The 23192-nt window shown below is 70.5% G+C and carries 24 protein-coding genes and 2 pseudogenes; 2 read left to right on the top strand and 24 right to left on the bottom strand.

Annotated features, from left to right (window positions below):
- Positions 1–119 precede the first annotated feature (119 nt).
- Both EKE94_RS09050 and EKE94_RS09045 read left to right on the top strand, forming a co-directional pair.
- Complete coding sequence (locus EKE94_RS09050; protein WP_127906243.1) at positions 120–422, top strand: FtsB family cell division protein; 303 nt, start codon at positions 120–122, stop codon at positions 420–422.
- A 68-nt stretch (positions 423–490) separates the two neighbouring features.
- Complete coding sequence (locus tag EKE94_RS09045) at positions 491–1570, top strand: dihydrolipoamide acetyltransferase family protein (RefSeq protein WP_127906242.1); 1080 nt, start codon at positions 491–493, stop codon at positions 1568–1570.
- Positions 1571–1590: 20 nt separating this feature from the next.
- Here EKE94_RS09045 and cysE read toward each other — a convergent pair whose 3' ends face one another.
- From cysE to fabD, 24 genes and pseudogenes are all read right to left on the bottom strand, one after another.
- On the bottom strand, positions 1591–2409 hold the full coding sequence (gene cysE, locus EKE94_RS09040) for a serine O-acetyltransferase (RefSeq protein ID WP_127906241.1): 819 nt from the start codon (positions 2407–2409) through the stop codon (positions 1591–1593).
- A gap of 166 nt (positions 2410–2575) precedes the next feature.
- Complete coding sequence (locus EKE94_RS09035) at positions 2576–2854, bottom strand: DUF7742 family protein (RefSeq protein WP_127906240.1); 279 nt, start codon at positions 2852–2854, stop codon at positions 2576–2578.
- A pseudogene (locus EKE94_RS19280) lies at positions 2851–4968 on the bottom strand (baseplate multidomain protein megatron); the annotation flags it as partial. The gene EKE94_RS09035 and the pseudogene EKE94_RS19280, both read right to left, overlap by 4 nt.
- A 540-nt stretch (positions 4969–5508) precedes the next feature.
- Positions 5509–7329 (bottom strand): annotated as a pseudogene (locus EKE94_RS19275) (baseplate multidomain protein megatron); the annotation flags it as partial.
- 3 nt (positions 7330–7332) lie between these two features.
- Positions 7333–7797, bottom strand: coding sequence for an NlpC/P60 family protein (locus EKE94_RS09015; RefSeq protein ID WP_127906239.1), 465 nt, complete (start codon positions 7795–7797; stop codon positions 7333–7335).
- Positions 7794–8684 (bottom strand): DUF2163 domain-containing protein, encoded by an 891-nt coding sequence (locus EKE94_RS09010; RefSeq protein WP_127906238.1) that lies wholly within the window; start codon positions 8682–8684, stop codon positions 7794–7796. The genes EKE94_RS09015 and EKE94_RS09010 overlap by 4 nt, the downstream gene beginning before the upstream one ends.
- The gene (locus tag EKE94_RS09005) at positions 8681–9313 is read right to left on the bottom strand and encodes a DUF2460 domain-containing protein (protein ID WP_127906237.1); all 633 of its coding nucleotides are present in this window, start codon (positions 9311–9313) and stop codon (positions 8681–8683) included. The genes EKE94_RS09010 and EKE94_RS09005 overlap by 4 nt, the downstream gene beginning before the upstream one ends.
- Positions 9314–9321: 8 nt before the next feature.
- Entirely contained in the window at positions 9322–9978 is a 657-nt protein-coding gene (locus EKE94_RS09000) for a phage tail tape measure protein (protein WP_127906236.1), read from the bottom strand.
- On the bottom strand, positions 9975–10214 hold the full coding sequence (locus EKE94_RS08995; RefSeq protein WP_268878277.1) for a rcc01693 family protein: 240 nt from the start codon (positions 10212–10214) through the stop codon (positions 9975–9977). Before EKE94_RS08995 ends, EKE94_RS09000 begins: the two co-directional genes overlap by 4 nt.
- 5 nt (positions 10215–10219) lie before the next feature.
- The gene (locus EKE94_RS08990) at positions 10220–10537 is read right to left on the bottom strand and encodes a gene transfer agent family protein (protein WP_127906235.1); all 318 of its coding nucleotides are present in this window, start codon (positions 10535–10537) and stop codon (positions 10220–10222) included.
- Positions 10538–10539: 2 nt separating this feature from the next.
- Complete coding sequence (locus EKE94_RS08985) at positions 10540–10950, bottom strand: phage major tail protein, TP901-1 family (protein WP_127906234.1); 411 nt, start codon at positions 10948–10950, stop codon at positions 10540–10542.
- Between the two features lie 28 nt (positions 10951–10978).
- On the bottom strand, positions 10979–11389 hold the full coding sequence (locus tag EKE94_RS08980) for a DUF3168 domain-containing protein (protein ID WP_127906233.1): 411 nt from the start codon (positions 11387–11389) through the stop codon (positions 10979–10981).
- Positions 11386–11721 carry a head-tail adaptor protein gene (locus EKE94_RS08975; RefSeq protein WP_127906232.1) on the bottom strand — a complete coding sequence of 112 codons (336 nt, stop codon included), beginning with the start codon at positions 11719–11721 and terminating at the stop codon, positions 11386–11388. The genes EKE94_RS08980 and EKE94_RS08975 overlap by 4 nt, the downstream gene beginning before the upstream one ends.
- Positions 11718–12311 (bottom strand): head-tail connector protein, encoded by a 594-nt coding sequence (locus EKE94_RS08970; RefSeq protein ID WP_127906231.1) that lies wholly within the window; start codon positions 12309–12311, stop codon positions 11718–11720. The genes EKE94_RS08975 and EKE94_RS08970 overlap by 4 nt, the downstream gene beginning before the upstream one ends.
- 165 nt (positions 12312–12476) lie before the next feature.
- Positions 12477–13664, bottom strand: a complete 1188-nt coding sequence (locus EKE94_RS08965; protein WP_127906230.1) for a phage major capsid protein — start codon at positions 13662–13664, stop codon at positions 12477–12479.
- A gap of 140 nt (positions 13665–13804) precedes the next feature.
- A complete protein-coding gene (locus EKE94_RS08960) occupies positions 13805–14353 on the bottom strand; it encodes an HK97 family phage prohead protease (RefSeq protein WP_206615038.1) in 549 nt (182 codons plus the stop codon).
- Entirely contained in the window at positions 14353–15522 is a 1170-nt protein-coding gene (locus EKE94_RS08955) for a phage portal protein (protein WP_127906229.1), read from the bottom strand. The genes EKE94_RS08960 and EKE94_RS08955 overlap by 1 nt, the downstream gene beginning before the upstream one ends.
- Before the next feature lie 123 nt (positions 15523–15645).
- The gene (locus EKE94_RS08950; RefSeq protein ID WP_127906228.1) at positions 15646–16989 is read right to left on the bottom strand and encodes a DNA-packaging protein; all 1344 of its coding nucleotides are present in this window, start codon (positions 16987–16989) and stop codon (positions 15646–15648) included.
- Positions 16937–17272 carry a hypothetical protein gene (locus EKE94_RS08945; RefSeq protein WP_127906227.1) on the bottom strand — a complete coding sequence of 112 codons (336 nt, stop codon included), beginning with the start codon at positions 17270–17272 and terminating at the stop codon, positions 16937–16939. Before EKE94_RS08945 ends, EKE94_RS08950 begins: the two co-directional genes overlap by 53 nt.
- A 424-nt stretch (positions 17273–17696) precedes the next feature.
- Positions 17697–18851, bottom strand: a complete 1155-nt coding sequence (gene mltG / locus EKE94_RS08940; RefSeq protein WP_127906226.1) for an endolytic transglycosylase MltG — start codon at positions 18849–18851, stop codon at positions 17697–17699.
- Entirely contained in the window at positions 18851–20113 is a 1263-nt protein-coding gene (gene fabF, locus EKE94_RS08935; RefSeq protein ID WP_127906225.1) for a beta-ketoacyl-ACP synthase II, read from the bottom strand. The genes mltG and fabF overlap by 1 nt, the downstream gene beginning before the upstream one ends.
- 371 nt (positions 20114–20484) lie before the next feature.
- A complete protein-coding gene (locus tag EKE94_RS08930) occupies positions 20485–20718 on the bottom strand; it encodes an acyl carrier protein (RefSeq protein ID WP_127906224.1) in 234 nt (77 codons plus the stop codon).
- A gap of 402 nt (positions 20719–21120) precedes the next feature.
- Complete coding sequence (gene fabG, locus EKE94_RS08925; protein WP_127906223.1) at positions 21121–21858, bottom strand: 3-oxoacyl-ACP reductase FabG; 738 nt, start codon at positions 21856–21858, stop codon at positions 21121–21123.
- Between the two features lie 208 nt (positions 21859–22066).
- Entirely contained in the window at positions 22067–22996 is a 930-nt protein-coding gene (fabD, locus tag EKE94_RS08920) for an ACP S-malonyltransferase (protein WP_127906222.1), read from the bottom strand.
- Positions 22997–23192: the final 196 nt, after the last annotated feature.

The following is a 23192-nucleotide window of genomic DNA, read 5'->3' as shown; positions in this document are numbered from 1 at the left end:
ATCCCGCCCGCGGGAAAATCTGGTTCCGGCCTGCATTCCGGGGATTCCCTCGCCCCCCCTGCTGTGGCAGTCTGGTACCTCAAATCGCCCGGACCAGAGGCGTGCAGAGGCAAAGCACTATGACGCAGTCCCGCACCAGACCCGCACTCGGCGTCGCCGCTTACTTCACGCTGGCCTTCGTGCTTGGCATGTATTTCACCTTCGCCAGCGTCCAGGGCGACTACGGCCTCTTCCGCCGCATCCAGATCGAGGCCGAGATAACCGAGCTTGAGGACGAGCTTGCCGTGCTTGAAGAGGACGTGGACCGGCTGTCGAACAAGACCCGCCGCCTCTCCGACCGCTACCTCGACCTCGATCTCCTCGACGAACAGGCGCGCGAAGTGCTGGGCATGGTCCGCGCCGACGAAATCGTCCTGCGCTAGGTCCTTCCGACCGCCTGCATTTCGTGCGAAAGATCCACGCCACCGCATAGCAGGGCGAAGGGATCCATATGCCGACCGAAATCCTGATGCCCGCGCTCAGCCCCACGATGGAGGACGGAACCCTGTCCCGCTGGCACGTGGCCGAGGGGCAGCACGTCGCCGCGGGCGATCTTCTGGCCGAGATCGAGACCGAGAAGGCGACGATGGAATTCGAAGCCGTCGACGCCGGGATTATGGGGCGTATCCTCGTCCCCGAGGGAACGCGCGGGGTCAAGGTCAACACCCCCATCGGCCTGTTGCTGGCCGAGGGCGAACATCTGCCCGAAACGCAGCCGTCGGCTGCGCCCGCGTCCGGCACGCCAGCAAGGGGCCAGTCCCCGAACCCGACCGAGATAACCGGCCCCTTGCCACCCCCCGCGGCCCCGGCATCGGGCGAGCCCCGGATCGACGCGCTCTACGCCGATCGTCCGCATCGCGAGATCCCGGTCGAGGGGATGCGCGGGATCATCGCCCGGCGGCTCAGCACTGCGCAGGGCAGCGTGCCGCACTTCACCCTGCGGCGCCGGGCCCGGATCGACGACCTGTTGAAACTGCGCCGGGACATCGCCGCGGGCCCCGCGCCGCTCGCGGTGTCGCTGACCGACCTCATCGTGCGGGCGGTCGCACTCGCCATGCAGCGGGCACCGCGCGGCAGGTCGCTCTGGGCAGGCGATCGGATCCTTGAGCTGGACGCCTCGGATATCTCGGTCGCGGTAGCGGTCGAGAACGGCCTTTTCACACCCGTGATCCGCGATGCCGAGACCAAGTCGCTGCGCGCAATTTCCGACGAGTTGCGCAGCCTGACCGATGCCGCGCGCAACGGCAGCCTTCAGCCCCCGCAGTACCAGGGCGGCACCCTGACGATCTCGAACCTCGGCATGTTCGGCGTCGACAGCTTCGACGCGGTGGTGAACCCACCCCAGGGCGCCATCCTCGCCGTCGGCGCCGCGCGCACCGATCCGGTCTTCGTCGGGCAAGGGGTCGAGGCCGCAACGACGATCGCCCTGTCGCTGACGATCGACCACCGCGTCATGGACGGGGTCGAGGCCGCGTCCCTTCTGGGCGCCATCGTCGCCGGGCTCGAAGCCCCCGCAACGCTATTGCTCTAACGGTCGCGCCGTTTCCGGGCTCAGCCCAGCGGATCGCGGCCGGCCAGCAGGTGATCCATCATCACCGAGGGCTGCGAGCACCCCGCCTCGCCCACGATGCGGGCGGGCACACCGGCGACGGTCTTCATGTCCGGCACATCCTCCAGCACGACCGAGCCCGCGGCGATACGGGAGCAATGGCCGATGGTGATGTTGCCCAGCACCTTCGCCCCCGCGCCGATCAGCACGCCCGATCCGATCTTCGGATGCCGGTCCCCATCCGACTTGCCGGTCCCGCCCAGCGTCACCGAATGCAGCATCGACACGTTGTCGCCCACCACGGCGGTTTCGCCGATCACGATGGAATGCGCATGGTCGATCATGATCCCCTTGCCGATCCGCGCGCCGGGGTGGATGTCGATACCGAATTCCTCGCTCACGCGCATCTGGATGAAGCGCGCGAAATCGCGCCGCCCCTGCATCCAAAGCCAGTGGCCCACCCTGTAGGCCTGCAGCGCCTGGTACCCCTTAAAGAACAGGATCGGGTGCATCAGCCTTTCGCAGGCCGGGTCGCGTTCGTAGACCGCAACCAGATCGGCACGCGCCGCCTCGCCGATCCCGGGATCCGCCAGGAACGCCTCGTCCGCGATCTCGCGCAGGATCTGCTCGGACATCTCGTCCGAGGCCAGCTTCATCGAGATGCGGAACGACAGGGCGCGTTCGATGCTGGGATGGTGCAAAATCGACGAATGGATCATCCCCCCCAGAAGAGGTTCGGTCACGACGGCATCTTGCGCCTCGCCCGCGATACGCGACCAGACCGGATCTAGCCGGGTTACGGATTGTGCCTCGTAGGCCATGGCGCCGCTCCTTCGCGTACTTGGGTCGCGAGCCATTAGTTAGGGCATCCGGACCCGCGCGAAAAGACCGGGCGTCTTTCTCGCAGATGCGACCCGGCGTCCGCGGCCCGTCCGCCTCCTGCCCAGCCGCAGGCAGGCGGGGCCCGCCTCTCTGGCACAGGGACCCTCACCTTTCCGGCGACAGCCCTTCCAGAACGACGACAAGCGCCCGGGCAAAGCGCTGGTCGGACAGGTCGGGCTCTGCGGCGGCGCCCCTGCGCAACGCGGCCATCATCAGGCTGCCATCGCCATAGCGCGGATGCGGCGCGCCATGGCGGCGCGCATGGCCCTGCGCCGCACCCGCCTCCGCGATCATCCGCGCCAGCCGCCACCGCCACGCCGGTTCCGAAGCGCACATGAGCGCCCGTGCCGCGGCCAGCGCATCGCCCACGCGTGGCGGCTTCATCGCTGCACCGCCCCGCCACACAGCGGCCTGCGCGCAAAGGGGCCGGGCCCGTACCGGTCCGAGATCTGGGCGACGGCGAGCGTCGCGACCCCGGCGCCCGCATCCTCGTCCCGGGCATCCGCCTCGTAGGTCCAGGCGGGCATCGTCACGACCGTCTCGCGCAGAACAGTGCCCCCCGCCTCGACCCGCACGAGGTAGGCCTCACGGTCCTCGCCCAGGGGAACGTCGAACCCGGCCCAGCTGTCACCGTCGATCCGCGTGCGCCGGATCCAGCTCGTTTCAATCGCCCCGCCTGGCGCCGGGCTCGCACGCAGATGTACCGGCGCATAGGGCCTGAGGCCCACGCCGGCGAAGGCCGCCGTCACGTGGCGATAGAGCGGATCGTCATAGCCTTTCCCGGCCGGGCCGACGCGGTAGTGCCGCAGCACGTCGCGGTCGTCGGGCCGCAGCGGCAGCTGCATCAGGGCCCGGTCCAGCAAGACCACGCGCGACCCTTCCGGCCAGACCTGCGGCATCACCGCGTCCGTGCCCAGCTGCCCGCGCAGCCGCCGCGACACCTCGTAGACTCCAGGAGCGACCAGCCGCGCCTCGGCGAACTGGAATACCTCCCAGTCGCCCCCGGCGCCGTCCGAGATCGCCATCGCGTTGGCGCCCGACAGCAGCCCGGCCATGCCGACGGACGACAATGCCCCGCCCGACAGCCGCAACCGCAACGGCGCCCCCCGGTCGAACCGCCCCGACGCGGCATGCAGAAGCGGCGACAGGGTCAGTCCCGTGACCGCCGGAACAGGCAGCCGGGCGTCAAGGCGATAGCCCGCATCCTCGGCCGCGCCATAGACCGCCACCTCGCCCGGCCAAGGGTCGGCCGTCGCCGCGACATGGGGCGCGTGCGGCACCTCAGCCCCCGTCAGCAACGGCAGGTCCAGAAACAGCGGCACCACCGGCACCGGGGCCACGTGGCGCATCCTGCGCGGTGCCTCGGCCGCAGCGTCCGACGCGGCATAGAGACCCGGTTCGACGCGCACCGCCTCGATCAACCGCGATCCGGCCTCCTCGACGCGGTCGATGCGATACCGCCCGTCCCGCAGGCGGATGACATCCCCCGCCCCCAACGCGCCCTGGCTGGGCGGCAGGGCAAGCCTCAGCCGATCCCGCGCCACCCGGGCCTCGGCCATCCAGCGTTCCGCCACGGCCCGCGCCTCGGCGCCCGTCAAGGCGACCGACAGGTCGCTCTGCGAGACAGCCGCCTCGGGCGCGCCGGGAAAGACGGCCTCCGCCACCGCGGCCTCGTAATCGCCATCGGCAGCCAGATGCGACAGCCGCACCCGTCCCGCGACCTCGGCCTCGGGCTGGCGGATCGCCTCGATATCTCCGGGCACCTCGTCGTGCACCGCGACCCGCGCGGGATCAAGCGTCGCCACCGCCCGCCCGTCGCGGCTGCGGAAGACCAGCTTGCCCTCCCGCTCGACCGCGTCGACGCCGCCGGCCAGCATCAGGGGCTGCAACGCGGCCCGCGCCGTTCCGATTTCGGACAGGGCATAGCCGCGCACCAGCCCCCAGAGGCGCGAGGTATCGACCGCATCGACCCCCGCTGCCGCAGCGATCTCCTCGACGACCGAGGCCATCGGCCGCGCCGTCGCCCGGCCGGTGATCCAGTGGCCGCGGGTATAGTTCGCGGCATCGCTCCAAAGCTCGGAATTGCCGGGAAAGTAGGGATAGGGCCGCGCGTCCCATGCCCAGACATGGGCGCGCTCCATCGCCACCATCGGCGCGCCGTAAAGCTCGGACACCGGGTTGTTTTCGTCCCGCCCCCAGAATGCCGCCATCGCGCGCAGGTACTGCATCTGCATCAGATCGTCCCGCCGCCCGGTCGAATACCGCGGCAGCGCGCTTTCCGAGGATTTTGGGTCGAGGAACTTGTTGGGCTGGTTGGTACCCTTGTCGATCGCGGCGCAGCCGTATTCGGTGAACCAGATCGGCTTGGACTGCGGCACCCACGCCGTCGGAGCCTCGTGCCACACGCCGCCGATGCGCTCATGGTGCCGATGCGACCACCAGGACCGCAGATCCTTGTAGCGATAGATCCAGGGCTCTTCCGGCGCGTGCCGCGTCACGTCGCCGGCCGAGATACCCAGATCGCCCAGGGCACCGCCCGGCCAATCCCCACCGGGCTCTCCTGCGGGCACGGCATCCCCGTGACCCTGCAGCCATCGCCCCGCCCCGGCCGGGGCCCAGCGCCCGCCGGGCAACGCCCCGCACTCCGGCGCGACGACCTCGCCCTTCAGCGTACCATCGACCCAGAGACGCAGGCGCGAGGGGGCAGTCGGGCGCAGCTCGATCATCAGGCTGTGCTCTGCCCCGTCGAAGGGCAGTTTCGCGGCCGCGACATCCAGCACCAGCGTCTGCGCGGTCGTCCCGGTCACCGCCGCCGCCGCGCCTGCGCGCAGACGCAGCGTCGTGCCCCCTTCACGCAGCCCGACCCACAGTGCCGCGTCGCCGTCGCCGACGCTCAGCAGCGCGCCATCCCCCGGCGCCACGGGCCAGCGCGGTGACGCGGTCAGGACCACCTCGGTCCGGGTCAGCCCCGTCTCTGCAAGGGCGACCGGCGCGCCGGCTGCGAAGGTTTCGGTCGGTGCGGGCCGGACGGGCAGCACGGCGCCGTCGGTGATGGCGGCCCTCTGCTGCGCCTCGCGGGCCTCTTCGCCCGGGTAGTACCAGTCGAACCCCTCGCCACCCGCGATATTCGCCTCCAGATAGCGGGTATCGTAGATCGAGGGCCACGCCGCCGCGTCAAGATGCGCCTCGCCCTCGCGCCAGTCCGACAGCGGCATGTAGTTGTCGATGCCGATGAAATCGATCTCCGGAGCGGCCCAGAGCGGATCGAGGTGGAAATAGACGTCGCCACTGCCGTCCTGCGGCTGATACCCGAAGTATTCCGACCAATCGGCAGCATAGCTCAGCTTGACGTCCGGCCCGAGGATCGCCCGCACGTCCGCCGCAAGCCGGCGCAACGCATCCACGGCGGGAAAGCTGCGGCCCGGCCCGCGGATCTGCGTCAGCCCGCGCATTTCCGATCCGATACAGAACGCCGCGACCCCGCCGGCCAGCCGGCACAGATGGGCGTAATGCAGGATCATCCGGCGATAGGACAGCTCAGCCGGACCGGTGTAATCAACGGTCCGCGCCTCGGGGTCCGGTACGAAATCCTGCGGGCCGGCCGCCCCGAAGAACGCCGCGACCTCGTCCACGGCAGCGGCGCTCGCATCGGGCGAGCCATCGCGCCCCGGCGCGACCGAGGTCGTGATCCGCCCGCGCCAGGGCAAGGCCGGCTGATGCGCGGCACCGGTCCAGGGGTCGGGCAGGCCATTCCCCGCAATCTGCTCCATGAGCAGAAAGGGATAGAAGGTCACCGCCTGCCCGGCCGCGCGCAGGGCGACAATGGCCTCGACCACCGACTGGTCGGTGGGCGTACCGCCGTAGACCACGGCGCCGTCGCTTTGCGCCACCAGGCCCGCGCCCTGCCGGTCGAGACCGCTGACACGCCAAGGCATCTCGCTGCCGTCGATCTCGGCCTGCTCGACCTTGGGCTGCACCCGGCACGTGCCGCAGCGCAGGTCGTCGCCGAACCACGACACGATCAGCGACACCGCCCCGCAGCGCGGCAGCTCGCCCGTCATCGCGTCCAGGGAGGCGGAGAAGTCCGTGGGCCCCAACGGAGAATTCACGTTGGCTGCCCGCCCCTTGCCGGGAGCCTCCTCGTAATGCACGGGCGTCGTGGCCAGGGCATACTCCCCGGTGCCGGGCATCAGCGCCACCCCCTGGATCGTCGGGGCCAGATCCCGCAGGGTATCCGTCCCCGGGCGCATGACCTCGAACGAAAACTGCGGCACGCGATTGCCGAAACGCGACAGGTCCAGATCCTCGATCACAACATAGGCCGTGCCCCGGTAGGCCGGCACACGGCCAGTGCCTTCGACCGCCTCGATCTTGGGGTCGGGCAACTGATCCTCGGTGCCGCGATACACGGTCATCTGCATCGCGTCCCACGGCAGCGGCGCGCCGTCGGCCCAGACCCGGCCCACGCGCCCGATCTCACCCTCGCAAAGCGCGATCGCCAGCGAGACCGAGTAGCTGTACTCCTGCACCTCCGGCCCGCGTGCGCGTCCCTTGCCGCCGCCCCCCGTGGTCTGGCGATGCTCGCGAAAGCGGCTGGCCCAGATCACCTGGCCCGCGACGCGCATCCGGCCATGGACCTGCGCCACCGCCGCGCCTTCGCCCGCGCCGGTCAGGCGCAGGCGATCCAGCCGCCCGGTTTCGACCGGTGGGCTGCCAGCCCCCAGCAGCTGCTGATCGATGGCGTGGCCCAGGGTCGCGCCCACCGCGCGCCCGACGACCACCGAAGACAGGCCCAGAACGCCGCCGCCCAGCGACGCCCCCGCCGCGGCGCCAACCGCCGAAAGCACGATGGTTGCCATGTATCACTCCTTTTCGGGAAAACCGAAGCGGGCCACGATGCGGCGCCGCCATGCGCCGCTCAGACCGCTTTCGACCACGCCATGCCCCGCATAGGCGTGGATGAAGCTTTGAGGGCCCGAAATCAGGCCCAGATGCTTTGCGACGCGCCCGGCGCGCATCCGGAACAGCACGACATCACCGGGGACCGGATCGGTCCCCGCGCGCGGCACCAGCCATTGCCCGGCCGCCTGCCACAGCCGCTCTTCGCGCGCCGGTTCGGACCAGTCGGGGGTGTAGGGCGGCAATTCCTCGGGCTCAGGCCCCACGACCTCGCGCCAGACGCCACGGATAAGGCCCAGGCAATCCGCGCCTGCGCCCCGGGTCGAACACTGGTGCAGGTAGGGCGTGCCGATCCATCCGCGTGCGGCGATCACGGCGCGCTCTGCCACGCTTTCGGGCCGGGTCCCGGCGGCCTCTTCGCCGCTCATTCCTGTAAGCTCCCGCCGTCGTTCCGGGCACCGGGGGTGGGATAGGCCATCAGCCAGTCCTCGCCCGGAACCTGAGGAAATCCGCGAAAATTTATGATGTTGTTGAACTTTTCCACGCACGAACTGCGGCTCTTGTCGCATCCGGCCACGATCCGCACCCGATCACCCGCAGCAAGGCCGCCGCGCGGCTCGGCCCACGGCTCGATCTCCCGCAGCCCATCGCGAAGGCGGTCGTTCTTGATGACCGCCACCAGCCCTTCGGCCCTGCCAGACAGGACGTGCAGACGTCCCCCCTCGAACCAATGCGGGGCGTAGCCGTCCAGCCCGGGCAGCCGCAGCCGCCCCTCGGGCGTCACGGCGGCGACGTCGACCTCGGCCGAAAAGGCCGGGTCGGCCAGGTCGACACCGCAGGCCCGGTCTCCCAGCACCGCGCCGCAGCCCGCCTGGTAAATGCGCCCCCCCGGCCGGTTCAGCGCTTCGGAGAGGCCACGCAGTTCGGCGGTAAAGGCACCGCCCGCGCGGCGCACCTCGCCCAGCGTGCCGCGGAACCGTAAGGACCGCAGGGCGGGATCGGCCCAGTTTACCAGCCACGCCAGGACCTCTGCCCCGTCGTAGCGCCCCGCCTCCAGATCGGCCTCGGTGATGCCATCATGGCTCAGGATGCCCTGCGCCTCGGTATTGTCGACGGCAAGGCCGGTGGTCTGCTCCAGCGCCGCGGCGCTCATCCCGTCGTCGGGGTCGAAGACCATGCCGTCGAAGTGCAGCGCACGGTCGTGGTCGGTAAAGCCAAAGGCCACCCCGTCGCGCCGTGCCACGCGCCAGCAGCGCGCCAGCGTGGTCGCGCCGCTGGCCAGATGGGCGGCGAATGCATCTGTGCCCTGCGTCATACCCGCACCTCCACCACCGGCAGCGCAGGCACCTGGCCCGAGCGGAAGTCGTCGACCGCCACCCCGATGCGGTCGGTGTCGAACCGCACCGGCACGTCAAAGGCGAACCCGGCGGTGACCTCCGTTCCCTCGGGCGGCGGCCGGTCGAACGTCACGAGGCCGCTCTGGGTGTCGACCTCGAAGCCTGCGCCTTCTCGCATCGGCAGGCCGCCCACCGCGGCCACCACCGTGCCGGCGACGGGCTTGGCGATGTCGCGGACATACTCCGCCGCCGCGTCGCCGTAGCGCTTGACCAGCCGGAACACCTGCGTCTCGCCGTCGCCCAGACCCAGGACCTGATCCTCCGGGCCCGGCGCCTGGCTCGGCAGGCCCGACGTATGGTCCGCCCAGTCCTTCCACCGGAACCCGTGCAACTGGCCGCCGCGCGCCTCGAAGAACGCCACGACCCGCGCGACGTCGTCCAGCGACCGCAGGCCGAGACCCGCGTCGTAGCGCCGCCGGGACTGCGCCCAGGGGCTGTTGCGCTCTTCGAACCCGTTGGCCAGCGTCACGATCTCGGTGCGCCGTTCCGGTCCGCCCATCGATCCGCGGCTGACGTCGGCGGGAAATCTAACCTCGTGAAATGCCATCTGCGCCCTCACCTGTTGCGTGCGCCGCGCGCCAGCGCCCGGCTCATCTGTGCCGCGACCTGGGTGCCCGACCGGCGGAACCCCTCTACGTCGGGGGTGGAGATGTTCATCACCACCTGCACCGGGCTGACGGAGCCCTCGGCGCGCACGCCGAGCCGTCCGTCGGGCGCCCGGGCCAGCGGCATGATCGCCTCCGGCCCAGCCTCGCCCATCAACCCGGTGCCGCCCCGCATCGGAAATGTCGTGGGGCCGGCCACCACGCCACCCTTGGCGAAGGGCATCACCCGGCCCTGGGTAAAGGCCGCCCCATCGGCAAAGGCACCGTCGATCAGCCCCGCGACCCCTGAGGCGATCATCCCGCCGAAATGCTGCGACACCGGTTTGATCGCCGCAGAATAAGCCGCGTCGACCATCGACCGCGCCACGCCGCCCAGGGCGTCCGAGAGCTTTGTCCCGTCGAACACCAGCCCCTCGAAGGCGCGCCTCAGCCCGCGAGAGATGCCGCGGCTGAGCGTTCCGACCTCCGTGCCCGTCGCGGCCAGCGTCCCGCGCATCCGCCGCAGCTCGGTGTCGAAGGCCCGTGCGACCGCTTCTGCCCCGCCCAGGCTCTGCTCCAGCGCGACGACCTCGGCGTCGAGCGCGTCGAGACCCGAAATATCCGTCATGTCCGCTTCCTTTCCTCCGGCTGCGGCCCGCCGCCCGGTGCGGAGGGCGGTGCCTCCGCGTCGGGAAACCGGGCCCGCAGCGCTTCGAACCCCGGGCGGTCAAGCGGGCGGATTGCCGCCGCGCCGCCACCCAGGATCAGCATCAGTTCCGCCGGGGTCAGCCGCCAGAACGCCTCGGGCGCCAGCCCGCGGCCGGCGATTCCCGCGCGCATCAGGGCGCCCCAGTCGAAGCCCACGCGCCTCAGTCCCCGGGCCCGGCAAAGGCCCGCGCCAGCAGCCGCCCGGCCACCTGCGCCGCCTCGACCGGTCCGCCGGCGATATCCGCTCGCATCAGCTCGGCCGTCGTGCCGCTCCACCCGCCACCGCGCAGCCCCGCACAAAGCAGCGCCAGCAGATCGCGGGTGGAAAAGGCACCCGTCTCGAACCTCTCGATCAGCTCGACCAGCGAACCGGTCGAAAGCTCCGCCTCTAGCTCGGCCAGCGCACCCAGCGTCAACTTCGCGATCCGCCGCTCGCCATCCAGCGTCAGCGCCACCTCGCCTGCATGGGGATTGGGCATGCTCAGATCGCCACGAAGCCAAGTTGACCGGCCGAGGCGAGCGACACTTCAAAGGTCGCCTCGCCGTTCTGGCTGCCCGCGTATTCCAGGCCCGTCACCTGGAACGGCCCCTCGACGATGCCGAAATCGGGGATCACGATCTGGAATGCCGGGGTCATCCCGTCGAAGAAGATCGCGCGCATCCGCGCATCCGTATCGGCGTCGCGAAAGATGCCCGAGCCCGAGATCGCGGCGCTTTTCACCCCCGCACCGCCCAGAAGCTCGCGCCAGCCTGCAGATTCCAGCGATGTGACGTCGACGCTTTCGGCGTTGAACGACACCCGCGTGGCGCGCAGGCCGGCGATGGTCTCGAATTGGCCCGCCCCGGTCAGGTCGAGCTTGATCAGAAGGTCCTTGCCGTTTTGTGCAGCCATGTTGGTCACTCCGGTTTGTCGTGGGAAATCAGTTGCTTTCGACCATCGCTCGAAAGCTCAGGTCGATCTGCCGCGCGCCGCCGCCCTCGGTGCGGCGCGCACGGGCCTTCTGGAACCACAGGCCCACCAGCCGGGCGCCCGGCAGGTCCGGCGCAGCCCCCCGCAGGGCCGCGTCGACGGCCGCCGCCGCGGCCTTGGCCTGTGCAAAGCCCCCGGTGCGGCCCACCACGCTGACCACGAGGTCATGATGCGCGGCCTGCACCATTGCGCTGTCGCGCGGGCGCACGACCTCTTCACCGATGACAACGAAAAGGTCGGGAAGCGTTCCCTCGGGCGGCATGTCGAAGACCGCCGTGCCAACCAGTGCGGTCAGCGCGGTGTCGCCGCTCAGGATGTCGTAGACCGCGGCCTGTACCGCGCCTGCATTCGCATAACTCATGCCGAAATCTCCTCTTCCGCCACGCACATCAGGAACCGCGCCTCCGGCTCCACCTCGGCCACGGCACGGATCGCGAAGACCCGTGCGCCCAGGCAGAACCGCTGGCCCGGCCGGGGACGCGACGGCGCGCCCGGCGGCATGGCACGCAGCGTGATGCGCCAGCGCGTCAGAGCCCCGGGCGCGGCAAGGCCCGCCTGATCGCGCGCCGTGGCCAGCCGCAGCTCGCCCCAGTGGGCCCCCAGCGCGATCCATGATTCTTTGTGCCCGCCCGCGCCGTCGGGGCTGCGGCGGCGCTCTTCCAGCACCAGCTTGCGGGTCAATGTCAGGCTCATGCGCGCCCCCCGAACAGCCGCAGCGGGCGATATGCAGAGGTCAGCTCGGCCACCCCGGCGGGCAGCGCCGCGTCCCCGCCCGCGCCACCGCGCCCGTCGTAAAGGTCCGCGGCCAGCATCAGGACGGCCTGGGCCAGATCGCCCGGCACCGCGTCCCACGCAGCGCCATAGCCTGCATCGAACACGACCTCGGCTGCGCCGCCCACCGGGATCGTCGGCAAGGCAAACCCGGTGGCGACCACCGCCGGGCGGTGGGTGTCGGGGACCAGGCGATAGCGGTCGGGCGCAATGCTGCGCACCGTGCCGCCGCGGTCGTGGATAACGAAGCTTTCGACGGACACCGCGGGCGCCAGCGGCAGGTCGAACCGCGCCAGGTCACGCCACGCCTCCACCCGCCAGCGAAACCTGCGGCGCAGCACCGCCTTGCCCAGCCGCGTTTCCAGCCGGGTCAGCGCGGCGCGAAGACAGGCCAGCAGAACGGGATCCTGGATCCCGTCATCGGCGAACCCGGTCCCCAGCCGCAGCTGGGCGCGCAGGGCCTCCACTGGCAGATCGGCCTCCGGCACCCCGCTTAAATCGGTCAATATCATGAAAACTCTCCGGAAACCGGACCCCTGCCGCCTCAGGCAAAGAACGTGGGCGTCCGCCCCGGCCCGCTCGGGCAGAGGGGGAAGCTGGACGAACCGGGTTGATCGCGAACGCCCACGCAGGGGGCGACGCGGGCTAAGCCCCCGCCGCCCCGGACCCGACCCCGATCAAGAGGCCGAGAACTTCAGAAGCTTGATCGCCGAAAAGTCGGTGACATCGCCGCCGACCCGCTTGGTGGCATAGAACAGCACGTGCGGCTTGGCCGAGAACGGGTCGCGCAGGATGCGCAGGTCGGGACGTTCGGCGATGGTGTAGCCCGCCCCGAAATCGCCGAAGGCGACAGCGGTTGCGCCGGTCGCGATGTCGGGCATGTCCTCGGCGATCAGCACCGGGTAGCCCAGCAGCCGCGCAGGTTCGCCCGCGGCCAGCCCGTCGGACCACAGGAACCGGCCGTCGGCGTCCTTCATCTTGCGCACCGCGCCCGCGGTCTTCGAGTTCATCACGAAGCTCGCGCCCGCGCGGTACTGCGCCCCCAGCGCATAGACCAGATCGACCAGCGCCTCGGCCCCGCCGAAGCCGCCATCGCTGCCGGTGGCGACATAGCCGATCTGCCCCCAGTCGTCCGAGCCCTCGGGCACGGCGTCGTAGGTCAGAAAGCCCCGCGGCTTGTCCGCGCCGTCGCCCGACACGAAGGCCTGCGCCTCGGCCCGGCTGAACTTCTCGGCGATGCGGCCGGCCAGCCAGCCCTCGATGTCGAAGGCCGCATCGTCCAAAAGCCGCTGGCTGGCCTTGGGCAGCGCCGACAGCTCGTGCAGCGGGATCGAGACGCGCTCGACGGTGGGGGTGCCGGTCTCGGCCGCCGGACCCGTTTCGCTGGCCCAGCCCGCACCCGCCTCCGTCGTGTCGATCAGCACGTCGTACGAGGTTGCCTCGACCGTCACGACATTGGCGATGGCCCGGACCGAGGCCGCCCCTCGCAGCACCGACTGCACCCGCTCCGCGGTCCTGGGATCGACCAGGTAACCGCCGTCGCCGCTCACCGCTGTGTTCAGCGCCTTGCCCTCCAGCTCAAGCCCGCGCAACGCGTCGTCGTCGCCGTGGCGCAGGTAGGCGTCAAAGGCCTTCTGATGCGGCACCTGCGTCTCGGCAGCCGTCGACAGCGCGGGACGTTCCGCACGAATGCTCTTGCGATCCAGCATGGTCAGTCGCTCTTCCTGTTGTTGAAGCTTTTTCGTAATTCCACCGTGAAACACTCTGATATCGCTCATGAAGTCGCTCAGAGCCTCGACTACCTCTGCTGCCCCGGCGGCGGACGCACCCGTCCCGCCCGTGGCCTTCGCCTCGGTCTTTTCCATTCCGTTCTCCTTGTGTGTGCTCCGGGGGCTGAAAGCCCTGCGCAATCCTGGGCAAGCCGCGACCGGCGCCCATCAGCGTCTGGCCGCCCCTCCTGCGCCGCACCCCTCGCGGCGGGTCCGGCGCCCGGTGCCGCCCCGTCTCAGCCGTCGCGCAGCGCCGCGCCCGCGGCCCGCAGCGCCATGGCCAGGTCCGGCATCGGCCCGTCCGGTGCCTCGGATTTCGCGCCGACGCGCGCCTCGCTCAGCATCGGGAAAGTGACCAAAGACACCTCCCAAAGCTCGACCTCGGACAGCACCCGCCGGCCCTGCCCGTCCTTCCCCGCGCGCCGCGTGCGGTAGCCGATCGACAGCCCGTCGATGGCGCCCGCCGCGACCAGAGCCGCCGCTTCGGCGCCTCGCGCGACCTCGGTCAGGATGCGCCCCCGCACCCAAAGGCCTCGGGCGTCCGCGCGCACCTCGTCCCAGACCCCGATGGGCTGGGCGGGATCGTGCTGCCACAGCATCTTGACCCGTCCGCCCGTGTCAGACAGGCGCTGAAGCGAGCCGTCATAAGCCCCCGCAGCCACCACGTCGCCCCCCTGGTCGGGCGCCCCGAAGAGCGAGGCATAGCCCTCGATCACCGCCCCCTCGGTCACAGTCACCGCGCCGCCAAGGGCGCAGAACTTGCGCTCCAAACCTGTCTCCTGCATCAGCTGTCCTCTTCCATCTCGGGCGGCAGTCCCAGGATCCGGCGCTTCTCGGCCTGGCTCAGGAACTCCGCCCCGCCCACACGCGCCCACTGCGCGTCGCGCTCTGTTGCCAGGGCCGGCATCCGGTCGAGGTCGGGCGAAAGGCCCACGGCCGCGCCCGTCAACTCGCCCAGCCAATGCCCCAGCGCCGCCGTCACCCGGGCGGCCAGGGGCAGCACGGTCAGGCGATAGAACGCCCGGTGCGCCTCGGCATAATTGGCATAGGTCGCCTCGCCCGGGATCCCCAGCAGCATCGGCGGCACGCCGAAGGCCACGGCGATTTCGCGCGCCGCGGACTCCTTGGTCTTCTGGAACTCCATGTCGCTGGGGGAAAATCCCATGGGCTTCCAGTCCAGCCCCCCCTCCAGCAGCATCGGTCGGCCCGCGTTGCGCGCGCCCTGGTGGTGGCTTTCCATCTCGACCAGCAGCCGGTCGTATTGCTCCGGGCTCAGGCTCGCCTGCCCGTCGGCGCCGCGATAGACGATCGCGCCCGAAGGCCGCGCCGCGTTGTCCAGCAGCGCCTTCGACCAGCGCGAGGCCGCGTTGTGCACGTCGATCGCCTGCGCGGCGGCTTGCATCGGCGACAGTCCATAGTGGTCGTCCTGCGGGTGGAATTGCCGGATGTGGCAGACCGGCGAACGCCCGTCCTCGACGGCAAACCGATGCGTCCGCGCGCCCACGGCGTATTCGTAGGCGACGGGCCAGCCATCGGCGCCGGGCACCAGCCGCATCCGGTCCGAGCGCAGGACATGCAGCTCGGACGGCCCCGTGCCCGCGGCCTCGACATAGGCGTCGCCCGACAGCAGCAGCTGGCCGAAGAGCGCCTCGAACAGCTCGGCCCGCCCCTGCACGGGGTTGGGACGCTCGATCAGGTCCAGCACGGGGTGCGTGTCATAGCGCCGGGTCGCGTCCTGGCAGACCAGCGGCAGGGCCGCGGCGGCCTCGGCGATCAGCTTGACCGCACGGAACCCCACCGGGTTGCCGCAGAACCCCGCCCGGATCATCGAACCTGCGTCGCGCGGCGTCCAGGCGACGCGGCCCGCGACACCAAGCGCCGCCACCCGCCCCGCGGCCGAGGCCTTGACCTCGGGCGGGGCCTGTTCCGCCCGTTTGAGAAATCCGAACGCCATGCCAATCCCCGTGTCCTGTCCCTCGTCCCGCGGGCGCCCATCGGCCTCCTCCCGGGCCTCGTCGCAACGAAAGCCCTTGGGCTCGATGGGCGCCCCGCACGCATTTCGTGGCCCGGATGGGCGTCAGAGCCCGCGCACCTGCGGCCGCCGCCATGTCCGCGCAGGCTCCAGCAGCAATTCGTGCAGCGCCCAGACCAGCGCATCCACCCGGTCGGGCGACCCGCGCCCGGCAAAGCCCCGCCCCGTCATCTGCGCCATCTGGTCCTCAAGCTCGCCCAGCCCGCGCAGGTGCGCCACGCGCCCCTGCTCGTAAAGCGCGGCCACGGGCTCGGCCCGGGCGACCTTGCCGCGCGTCGCATGCACGCCGCGATAGGCGACCATGGGGTCCACCTGCCGCACCACGCTTTCCACCAGGTCGCCGCCTTGGTTGACCTCGGCCACCAGCCGGTCGGCGCCATGCCTGCGCAGCGCCGCCACCGCCGCCCGCGCCCACGCGGCGGGCGAGGCGCCTTCGACGCTGGCATCCTCCAGCACCACGGCGCGCCAGTCCTGCGGCGGCCCCTCGGTCACCGCGCCGACGACCAGGATGCCGCAGGCGTCCGAGCCCTTGTGCCCGGTGACCGGGGGATCCACCGCCACCACGATGCGGCTTAGTTTCGGCGCCGTCTCGATCCGTGCCGCCTCGATCCCCGCCTGGGTCCAAAGCGCACCCTCGGCGTCCTCCAGCAGCACGCCGTCCAGCTCCTGCCGGCCCAACCGGGTGCCCGCGTATTTCGCCCGCACCTCGGCCAGGAAGGATGCGGCAAGGTTGGCCGCGTTCGCCTCGGTCGGCGCGTGGCTCACCACGGTCGACCCCGCCTCCAGCACGCCCTTCAGCACGCCCACGTTGCGCGGCGTCGTCGTCACGCATTGCCGCGGGTGTCGCCCCAGCCGCAGCGAAAACTGCAGCATGTCCCATGCCTCGTCTGCGCGCTTCCACTTGGCCAGCTCGTCGGCCCAGGCCGCGTCGAACTGCGGACCGCGCAGGCTTTCGGGGTCATGCGCCGAAAAGACCTGCGCCACGGCGCCGTTGGGCCAGACCAGCCGCCGCCGTCCGGCCTCCCACACGGGGCGGCGGTCGGGGGGCGAACAGGCCAGGATCCCGCTGTCACCGAACACCATCACCTCGCGCGCCTGGTCGATGGTCTCGCCCACCAGCGCCACGCGACGCGACCGGCCCGCGTCCAGCGGGCGCGCGCCCTCGACCTCGGCGCGCACCCATTCCGACCCGGCGCGCGTCTTGCCCGCACCGCGTCCGCCCATCACGACCCATGTCCGCCAGTCGCCCCGGGGCGGCAGTTGATGCGGCAGCGCCCAGAACTCGAACAAAAAAGGGAGCGCCAGCAGCGCTCCCTCACTCAGCCCCTCAAGGAACTCATTCTGCGCGCCTTCGCTCACGGAGGCGAGAGAGGCGGCCCCCGATTTCATCACGTGCCGCATCGAAATCGAGCGCATGGTCCCCGGCGATGCCCCGCTCGCGTTTAAGCTGCTCTTCAAGCTTCTTCCTTTCGTCGAACAGGGTCTGGGTCGCGCGTCCATAGGCCTGGCCCACGCGACGGATCTCCGTCTCGGGCAGGTCGTCGCGATCCTTCAGGTACATCTTCATCGCCAGAAGGTCCTCGAGGGCCTCCCGGTAATGTGCCTCGGCGGCACGCAGCAGCGCCGTGGCGCCACCCGCTTCGGTATCAGGTTCCGAACGTATCAACGTCATCTGTGCAGACCGCCTTTCCGTAGGGCTCCGCACGACAGACACGAAAAAGCGGCCTCGGGCATCCTTGCCCGGGCCGCTTGCCCATGTCTTCCAGCTTGCCCAAAGGTATACCCTGGACCGTGCGCAAAGTCAAGCACGATCACCCTCCGCGTGCATCACCCCGCGCGCGCAACAGCAAGAAATCGTTAAGTTTCCTGGCCGGCCCGACGACCGGCCGGCGTCCGCGCTGCACTGACCGAGGCCCGAATTTTCCCGGGCTTTCCGGTGACTTCACGGGCCTCGCGGCGCGCGCCCGGTGTCCGATCGGCGCCACGCCGCCAGACACGAGGCGCTTGCGCCCCGATGCAGGCACCGCGGACCCCGCAAGCGCCTGCCGCGCTCCGGTGTCGGCTCCGCGGCGCCCTCGGGACGCCGCGGACCGCGCCTACTCGCCGCCCCGCTCGGCTTCCAGTGCGCGCCAGCGGGCGACGTTCTCGTTGTGCTCGGCCAGCGTCTCGGCAAAGGCGTGCCCGCCCGAGCCGTCGGCGACGAAGTAGGTATAGTTCGTCTCGGCCGGGTCCACGGCCGCGCGCAGGCTTTCCAGCCCCGGGTTGGCGATGGGCGTCGGCGGCAGGCCCGCGATGGCATAGGTGTTGTAGGGCGTCTCGGCGTCCAGCTCGCTGCGCCGCAGCCCCCGGCCCAGCACGCCTTCGCCGTTGGTGATGCCATAGATCACCGTCGGATCGGTCTGCAGGCGGATGCCTTCGCGCAGACGGTTGACGAAGACGCTGGCAACCTGGCGCCGTTCCTCGGGAACCCCGGTTTCCTTCTCGATGATCGAGGCGAGGATCAAAGCCTCTTCCGGCGTCTCGATCGGCAGGTCGTCCTGGCGGCTTTCCCAGACCTCGGCCAGCCGCTCCTGCTGCAGCACCTGCATCTGTTGCAAAAGCTCGCTGCGGTCGGCCCCGGCGCGGACCGCGTAGTTGCTGGGCGCCAGCATCCCCTCGGGCGGCACCTCGGCAATCTCGCCCTCCAGGAAATCGACGTGGCGCAGGGCCTCGGCGATCTGCCAGCTGGTCGCGCCCTCGGCCAGCACCACGCGATAGCGGGTGCCCGCCGTCTCGCGCAGCTGGGTATAAAGCTCGGGCACGTCGGGGGTGTCGGGGTCGAACTCCTCGCGCGTCTCGAAGGTGCCGGTGGCGGGGTCAAGCTCCTGCACCCGCAGCACCTGCGAGGTGACGCCGATGCGATAGACGATCTCGGTGCCGCAGGTCGACTGCCCGCCGCGGGTGACGATCTCGACGATCTCGTCGTTCGAGGCGCCCTCGGGGATCAAAAAGCTGCCGGCCTTCAGCAGGTCGGCCCGGTCGGTGTAGTCCGCGCCGATGCGAAAGATTATCGGGTGCGCCACCGCGCCACGCTCGGCCAGATCGCCCGAGACGGAGACAAGGCTGCTGCCCGGCTCGACCTCGAGGCAGATGGCCTGCGCCAACGGTCCCGGCGCGGTGAACTGGGATTTCGCCCATGCGACAAAGCCCGCCGCCGCGACCAGCACGACGATGAACAGCGTCAACGCGTTCGAGGCGATGTTGCGCCACATCAGGCGGAATACCTCCGCATCACCAGCGTCGCGTTGGTCCCGCCGAACCCGAAGCTGTTCGACAGCGCGACGTCGATCTCGCGCTCGCGCTTGGCATTCGCGGCAAGGTCGAGCTTCGGCGTCACGGCGGGGTTATCCAGGTTGATCGTCGGCGGCGCCACCTGGTCGCGCATCGCCAGCAGGCAGAAGATCGCCTCGACCGCGCCTGCGGCCCCCAGAAGGTGGCCGATCGCCGACTTGGTCGAGCTCATCGTGGCCTTCGCCGCCGCCTCGCCCATCAGGCGTTCGACAGCGGCCAGCTCGATCACGTCGGCCATGGTCGAGGTGCCGTGCGCGTTGATGTAGTCGACGTCGTCGGGCGTCAGGCCCGCACGCTCCAGCGCCATCTTCATCGAGCGGAAGCCGCCGTCGCCGTCCTCGGACGGCGCGGTGATGTGGTAGGCGTCGCCCGAGAGGCCATAGCCGATGATCTCGCCATAAATCTTGGCGCCGCGCGCCAGCGCGTGGTCAAGCTCCTCCAGGACCACGACGCCCGCACCCTCGCCCATGACAAAGCCGTCGCGGTCGGCATCATACGGGCGGCTGGCGCGCTGCGGATCGTCGGCCCGCTTGGTCGACAGCGCCTTGCAGGCGTTGAACCCGGCGATGCCGATTTCCGAAATCGGGCTTTCGGTGCCGCCCGCGACCATCACGTCGGCATCGCCGTAACCGATCAGCCGGGCCGCATCGCCGATGGCATGGGCGCCGGTCGAACAGGCGGTGACGACGGCGTGGTTCGGGCCCTTGAAGCCGTAGCGGATCGACACCTGCCCCGAGACGAGGTTGATCAGCGCGCCGGGGATGAAGAAGGGCGACACGCGGCGCGGGCCCTTCTCCTTGATCAGGACGGCGGTTTCGGCGATCGAGTTCAGCCCGCCGATGCCCGATCCGATCATCACGCCGGTGCGCAGGCGGTCCTCTTCGTCCTCGGGCGTCCAGCCAGCGTCCTTCACCGCCTGGTCCGCGGCGGCCACGCCGTAAAGGATGAAGTCGTCGACCTTGCGCTGTTCTTTCGGCGCCATCCAGTCGTCGGGATTGAAGCTGTCGTTGCTGCCGTCGCCGCGCGGAACCTCGCAGGCATAGGGCGTCGCCAAGTGGCTGGCGTCGAACTTCTCGATCGTGCCCGCGCCGGATTCGCCGGCCAGAAGCCGCGTCCACGTCGCCTCGACGCCCGAGGCCAGCGGGCTGACCATCCCCATTCCGGTGACCACTACTCGCCGCATGTCCAAGCTACTCCCTAGTCCGTCCGCCGGCTCTGATACACGCCCCCGGGCAGGGTGGAAAGGGTGCCGCGCGCATGTTGCAGGCAGCGATCCGCCATTATTCGCCCGATTTCCGCCCCTTCGGCGGAGAAACCGCCGGTTTCGGGGCCAAAGCCGCCCGGTGGGGTCCCAGAGGGGGCCCCAAAGGCGCCCGCCGCCCCGGGGGTGCGGGCAGCGCCGGAAAGTCAGGTCCGCCGCCTCGAAGCGGGCCTCCGGTTCCCGACCCCGCTTCCGCCGGAATCGCCCGACCGGAATCGAAAACGGCGCCCCGGGCGGGGCGCCGTCATGTCTTGCTGCGGCTCCGGAGCGCTTTCGCGATCCGGGGAAGGCCCTTACTGGGCTTCCTTGATGAACTTCACCGCATCGCCAAAGGTCTGGATCGTCTCGGCGGCGTCGTCCGGAATCTCGATCCCGAATTCCTCTTCGAAGGCCATGACCAGCTCGACGGTGTCGAGGCTGTCGGCGCCGAGATCGTCGATGAACGACGCATTCTCGGTGACCTTCTCTTCTTCGACGCCCAGATGCTCGACGACGATCTTCCTGACGCGATCTGCGATGTCGCTCATGTCACTTCCTCTTGGTTTCCCGGGTCCGTTCCGGTTCGTTCTGAGGCCGCACGGGCCGGTTCGGACGCGCCTTCGGTCGAAGACACGTCAAGAGGGCACCCTCTCGGGATACCCCTCAAATCAAGTGCGCCGCTCATATCATATCGTTTCCCGAAGGCAAACGCTTTCGCGGAAGCGGCGAGCGGCGCATCGGGTTCCCGTTGCGCAAATGAATCTCGCGCGTGGGAAACAGGCTGCCCTGCCGCGCCACGCCCGGCAGACCGCAGCCCCGCAGACCACAGCCACACATCGCCGCGCCGCTGGCCGATACCACGGCCCGACACCGCGTCCCCGCAGCCCGGCCCGCACGCCCATCGACACGCACAACCCGCGGGCTGCAGGCCCGCGGAGCGGGCGCGGCGCTCACAGCATCGCCATGCCGCCGTTGACGTGCAGCGTGGCGCCGGTGACATATCCCGCCTCGGGGCTGGCGAGGTACAGCACCGCCGCCGCGATCTCGTCCGGGGTGCCCATCCGCGACATCGGCACCTGGCTCAGAATCTGGCCCTTCTGCTCATCGTTCAGCTTGTCGGTCATGGCGGTTTCGATGAACCCCGGCGCGACGGCGTTCACGGTGATGCCGCGGCTCGCGACCTCGTAGGCCAGCGACTTGGTCATGCCGACCAGACCCGCCTTGGCGGCGGCATAGTTCGCCTGCCCCGGGTTGCCGGTACTGCCGACGATGGACGAGATATTCACGATCCGCCCCCAGCGGGCCTTCATCATCGGCCGCATCACGCCGCGGCACAGCCGCATCGAGGCGGTCAGGTTCACGTCCAGAACCTCCTGCCACTCGGCGTCCGACATCCGCATGAAGATGTTGTCGCGGGTGATGCCCGCGTTGTTGACGAGGATCGACAGCTCGCCCATCGCCTCGACCGCCTGCTTGGGCAGCGCGGCCACCGCCTCGGCATCGCCGAGGTTGCAGGGCAGAACATGCGCCCGCTCGCCCAGTTCGGCGGCCAGCTCCTGCAGCGGCGCCTCGCGGGTGCCGGACAGGGCGACGGTCGCCCCGGCCCCGTGCAGCCCCCGTGCGATCGCCGCGCCTATGCCGCCCGACGCCCCGGTGACGAGCGCGCCTTTACCAGTCAGATCGAACATCTTGCGTCTTCCTTGTCCTGTTCCTCGCCCCGTCTCGCCGGCCAACCGGCGATCCGAGACGACCTTGTCCTTCGCACGGGCCCGCCGGGGGCCCTGCTCGCCACGCCCTGGACCTGACGCCCGCCGCGGAGGCGCGTGGCGGCAGGGGCATGCCGGACCCCTGACGCTCGCCTTCCGCCGCTGCGGGGCCCGGGCCCGTCCGGCGCGATCAGCCCTTCGCGGCGGCCACGTCCTCGGGCGTGCCGATGGCGCGGGTGGCGGCGCCCTTGTCGATCCGCCGGATCATCCCCGACAGCGCCTTGCCAGCGCCGATCTCCCAGAACTCGGTCACGCCCAGCCCGGCCATCGCGGCGACGCTTTCGCGCCAGCGGACCGACCCGGTGACCTGCTCGACCAGCAGGGTGCGGATGCGCTCGGGATCGCTTTCCGGGGCGGCGGTGACGTTGGTGACGACCGGCACGGCAGGGGCCACGATCCGCGCCTCGGCCAGGGCCGCGTGCATGGTTTCGGCCGCGGGCTGCATCAGCGCGCAGTGGAACGGCGCCGACACCGGCAGGGCCACGGCCCGCTTGGCGCCGCGCTCCTTGGCCAGCGTCATCGCCCGTTCGACCGCGGCGGCATGGCCCGAAATCACGACCTGCGCGGGATCATTGTCGTTGGCGGCCTGGCAGACCTCGCCCTGCGCGGCGTCCGCGGCGATCGCGGCGGCGGCGGCAAAATCGACACCCAGAAGCGCCGCCATCGCGCCCTGCCCGGCGGGCACGGCCTCCTGCATCGCGCGGCCCCGCAGCCGCAGCAGCCGCGCGGCGTCGGACAGCCCGAGCGCGCCCGCGGCACAGAGCGCCGAGTATTCGCCCAGCGAATGACCCGCGACAAAGGCCACGCCCTCCAGCCCCAGCCCCTCGGACTCGAGCGCGCGGAACGCGGCGAGCGAGGTCGCCATCAGCGCGGGCTGCGCGTTCTCGGTCCGGGTCAGCGTCTCTGCATCACCCTCCCAGATGAGAGAGGAGAGCTTTTCCCCAAGCGCCGCGTCGACCTCGTCGAAAACCGCGCGCGCGGCGGGAAAAGCCTCGGCCAGCGCGGCCCCCATGCCGATCACCTGGGCACCCTGGCCCGGAAACACATATGCCCGGCTCATCGCCGCTCCTTCCTTGTTCATAACCCCCCGGGGCATAGCGTGCAGCGCGCCGACGCGCAACGCCGCCCCCCCAAGGGACAGGTCCGCGCGTTCCAAGCCGGGGCGCCTCCGGATGGCAATCGCCATGCCACGCGGGCACCCTTTCAGCGCCTGCCCTCGCCAGCACCGCAGCCGCGCCTGATACGTAAATAACTTG

It is taken from the genome of Mesobaculum littorinae (assembly GCF_004011175.1).
GTDB lineage: Bacteria > Pseudomonadota > Alphaproteobacteria > Rhodobacterales > Rhodobacteraceae > Tranquillimonas > Tranquillimonas littorinae.
Note: the sequence above shows the minus strand (reverse complement) of the source record. Positions and strands in the feature narration are given on the sequence as shown.

Excerpts from the sequence above, each read along its gene's own strand:
- EKE94_RS08975 (WP_127906232.1), bottom strand. The coding sequence starts at position 11,721 with ATGAGCCTGACATTGACCCGCAAGCTGGTGCTGGAAGAGCGCCGCCGC.
- cysE (WP_127906241.1), bottom strand. The coding sequence starts at position 2,409 with ATGGCCTACGAGGCACAATCCGTAACCCGGCTAGATCCGGTCTGGTCG.
- EKE94_RS08980 (WP_127906233.1), bottom strand. The coding sequence starts at position 11,389 with ATGAGTTATGCGAATGCAGGCGCGGTACAGGCCGCGGTCTACGACATC.
- EKE94_RS09000 (WP_127906236.1), bottom strand. The coding sequence starts at position 9,978 with ATGACGGATATTTCGGGTCTCGACGCGCTCGACGCCGAGGTCGTCGCG.
- EKE94_RS08950 (WP_127906228.1), bottom strand. The coding sequence starts at position 16,989 with ATGAAATCGGGGGCCGCCTCTCTCGCCTCCGTGAGCGAAGGCGCGCAG.
- fabD (WP_127906222.1), bottom strand. The coding sequence starts at position 22,996 with ATGAGCCGGGCATATGTGTTTCCGGGCCAGGGTGCCCAGGTGATCGGC.
- EKE94_RS09010 (WP_127906238.1), bottom strand. The coding sequence starts at position 8,684 with ATGACGCAGGGCACAGATGCATTCGCCGCCCATCTGGCCAGCGGCGCG.
- EKE94_RS09050 (WP_127906243.1), top strand. The coding sequence starts at position 120 with ATGACGCAGTCCCGCACCAGACCCGCACTCGGCGTCGCCGCTTACTTC.
- fabG (WP_127906223.1), bottom strand. The coding sequence starts at position 21,858 with ATGTTCGATCTGACTGGTAAAGGCGCGCTCGTCACCGGGGCGTCGGGC.
- EKE94_RS08930 (WP_127906224.1), bottom strand. The coding sequence starts at position 20,718 with ATGAGCGACATCGCAGATCGCGTCAGGAAGATCGTCGTCGAGCATCTG.
- EKE94_RS09035 (WP_127906240.1), bottom strand. The coding sequence starts at position 2,854 with ATGAAGCCGCCACGCGTGGGCGATGCGCTGGCCGCGGCACGGGCGCTC.
- fabF (WP_127906225.1), bottom strand. The coding sequence starts at position 20,113 with ATGCGGCGAGTAGTGGTCACCGGAATGGGGATGGTCAGCCCGCTGGCC.
- EKE94_RS08955 (WP_127906229.1), bottom strand. The coding sequence starts at position 15,522 with ATGGCGTTCGGATTTCTCAAACGGGCGGAACAGGCCCCGCCCGAGGTC.
- EKE94_RS08965 (WP_127906230.1), bottom strand. The coding sequence starts at position 13,664 with ATGGAAAAGACCGAGGCGAAGGCCACGGGCGGGACGGGTGCGTCCGCC.
- EKE94_RS09015 (WP_127906239.1), bottom strand. The coding sequence starts at position 7,797 with ATGAGCGGCGAAGAGGCCGCCGGGACCCGGCCCGAAAGCGTGGCAGAG.
- EKE94_RS08970 (WP_127906231.1), bottom strand. The coding sequence starts at position 12,311 with ATGATATTGACCGATTTAAGCGGGGTGCCGGAGGCCGATCTGCCAGTG.
- EKE94_RS08945 (WP_127906227.1), bottom strand. The coding sequence starts at position 17,272 with ATGACGTTGATACGTTCGGAACCTGATACCGAAGCGGGTGGCGCCACG.
- EKE94_RS09045 (WP_127906242.1), top strand. The coding sequence starts at position 491 with ATGCCGACCGAAATCCTGATGCCCGCGCTCAGCCCCACGATGGAGGAC.
- EKE94_RS08985 (WP_127906234.1), bottom strand. The coding sequence starts at position 10,950 with ATGGCTGCACAAAACGGCAAGGACCTTCTGATCAAGCTCGACCTGACC.
- EKE94_RS08960 (WP_206615038.1), bottom strand. The coding sequence starts at position 14,353 with ATGCAGGAGACAGGTTTGGAGCGCAAGTTCTGCGCCCTTGGCGGCGCG.
- EKE94_RS09005 (WP_127906237.1), bottom strand. The coding sequence starts at position 9,313 with ATGGCATTTCACGAGGTTAGATTTCCCGCCGACGTCAGCCGCGGATCG.
- mltG (WP_127906226.1), bottom strand. The coding sequence starts at position 18,851 with ATGTGGCGCAACATCGCCTCGAACGCGTTGACGCTGTTCATCGTCGTG.
- EKE94_RS08990 (WP_127906235.1), bottom strand. The coding sequence starts at position 10,537 with ATGCCCAATCCCCATGCAGGCGAGGTGGCGCTGACGCTGGATGGCGAG.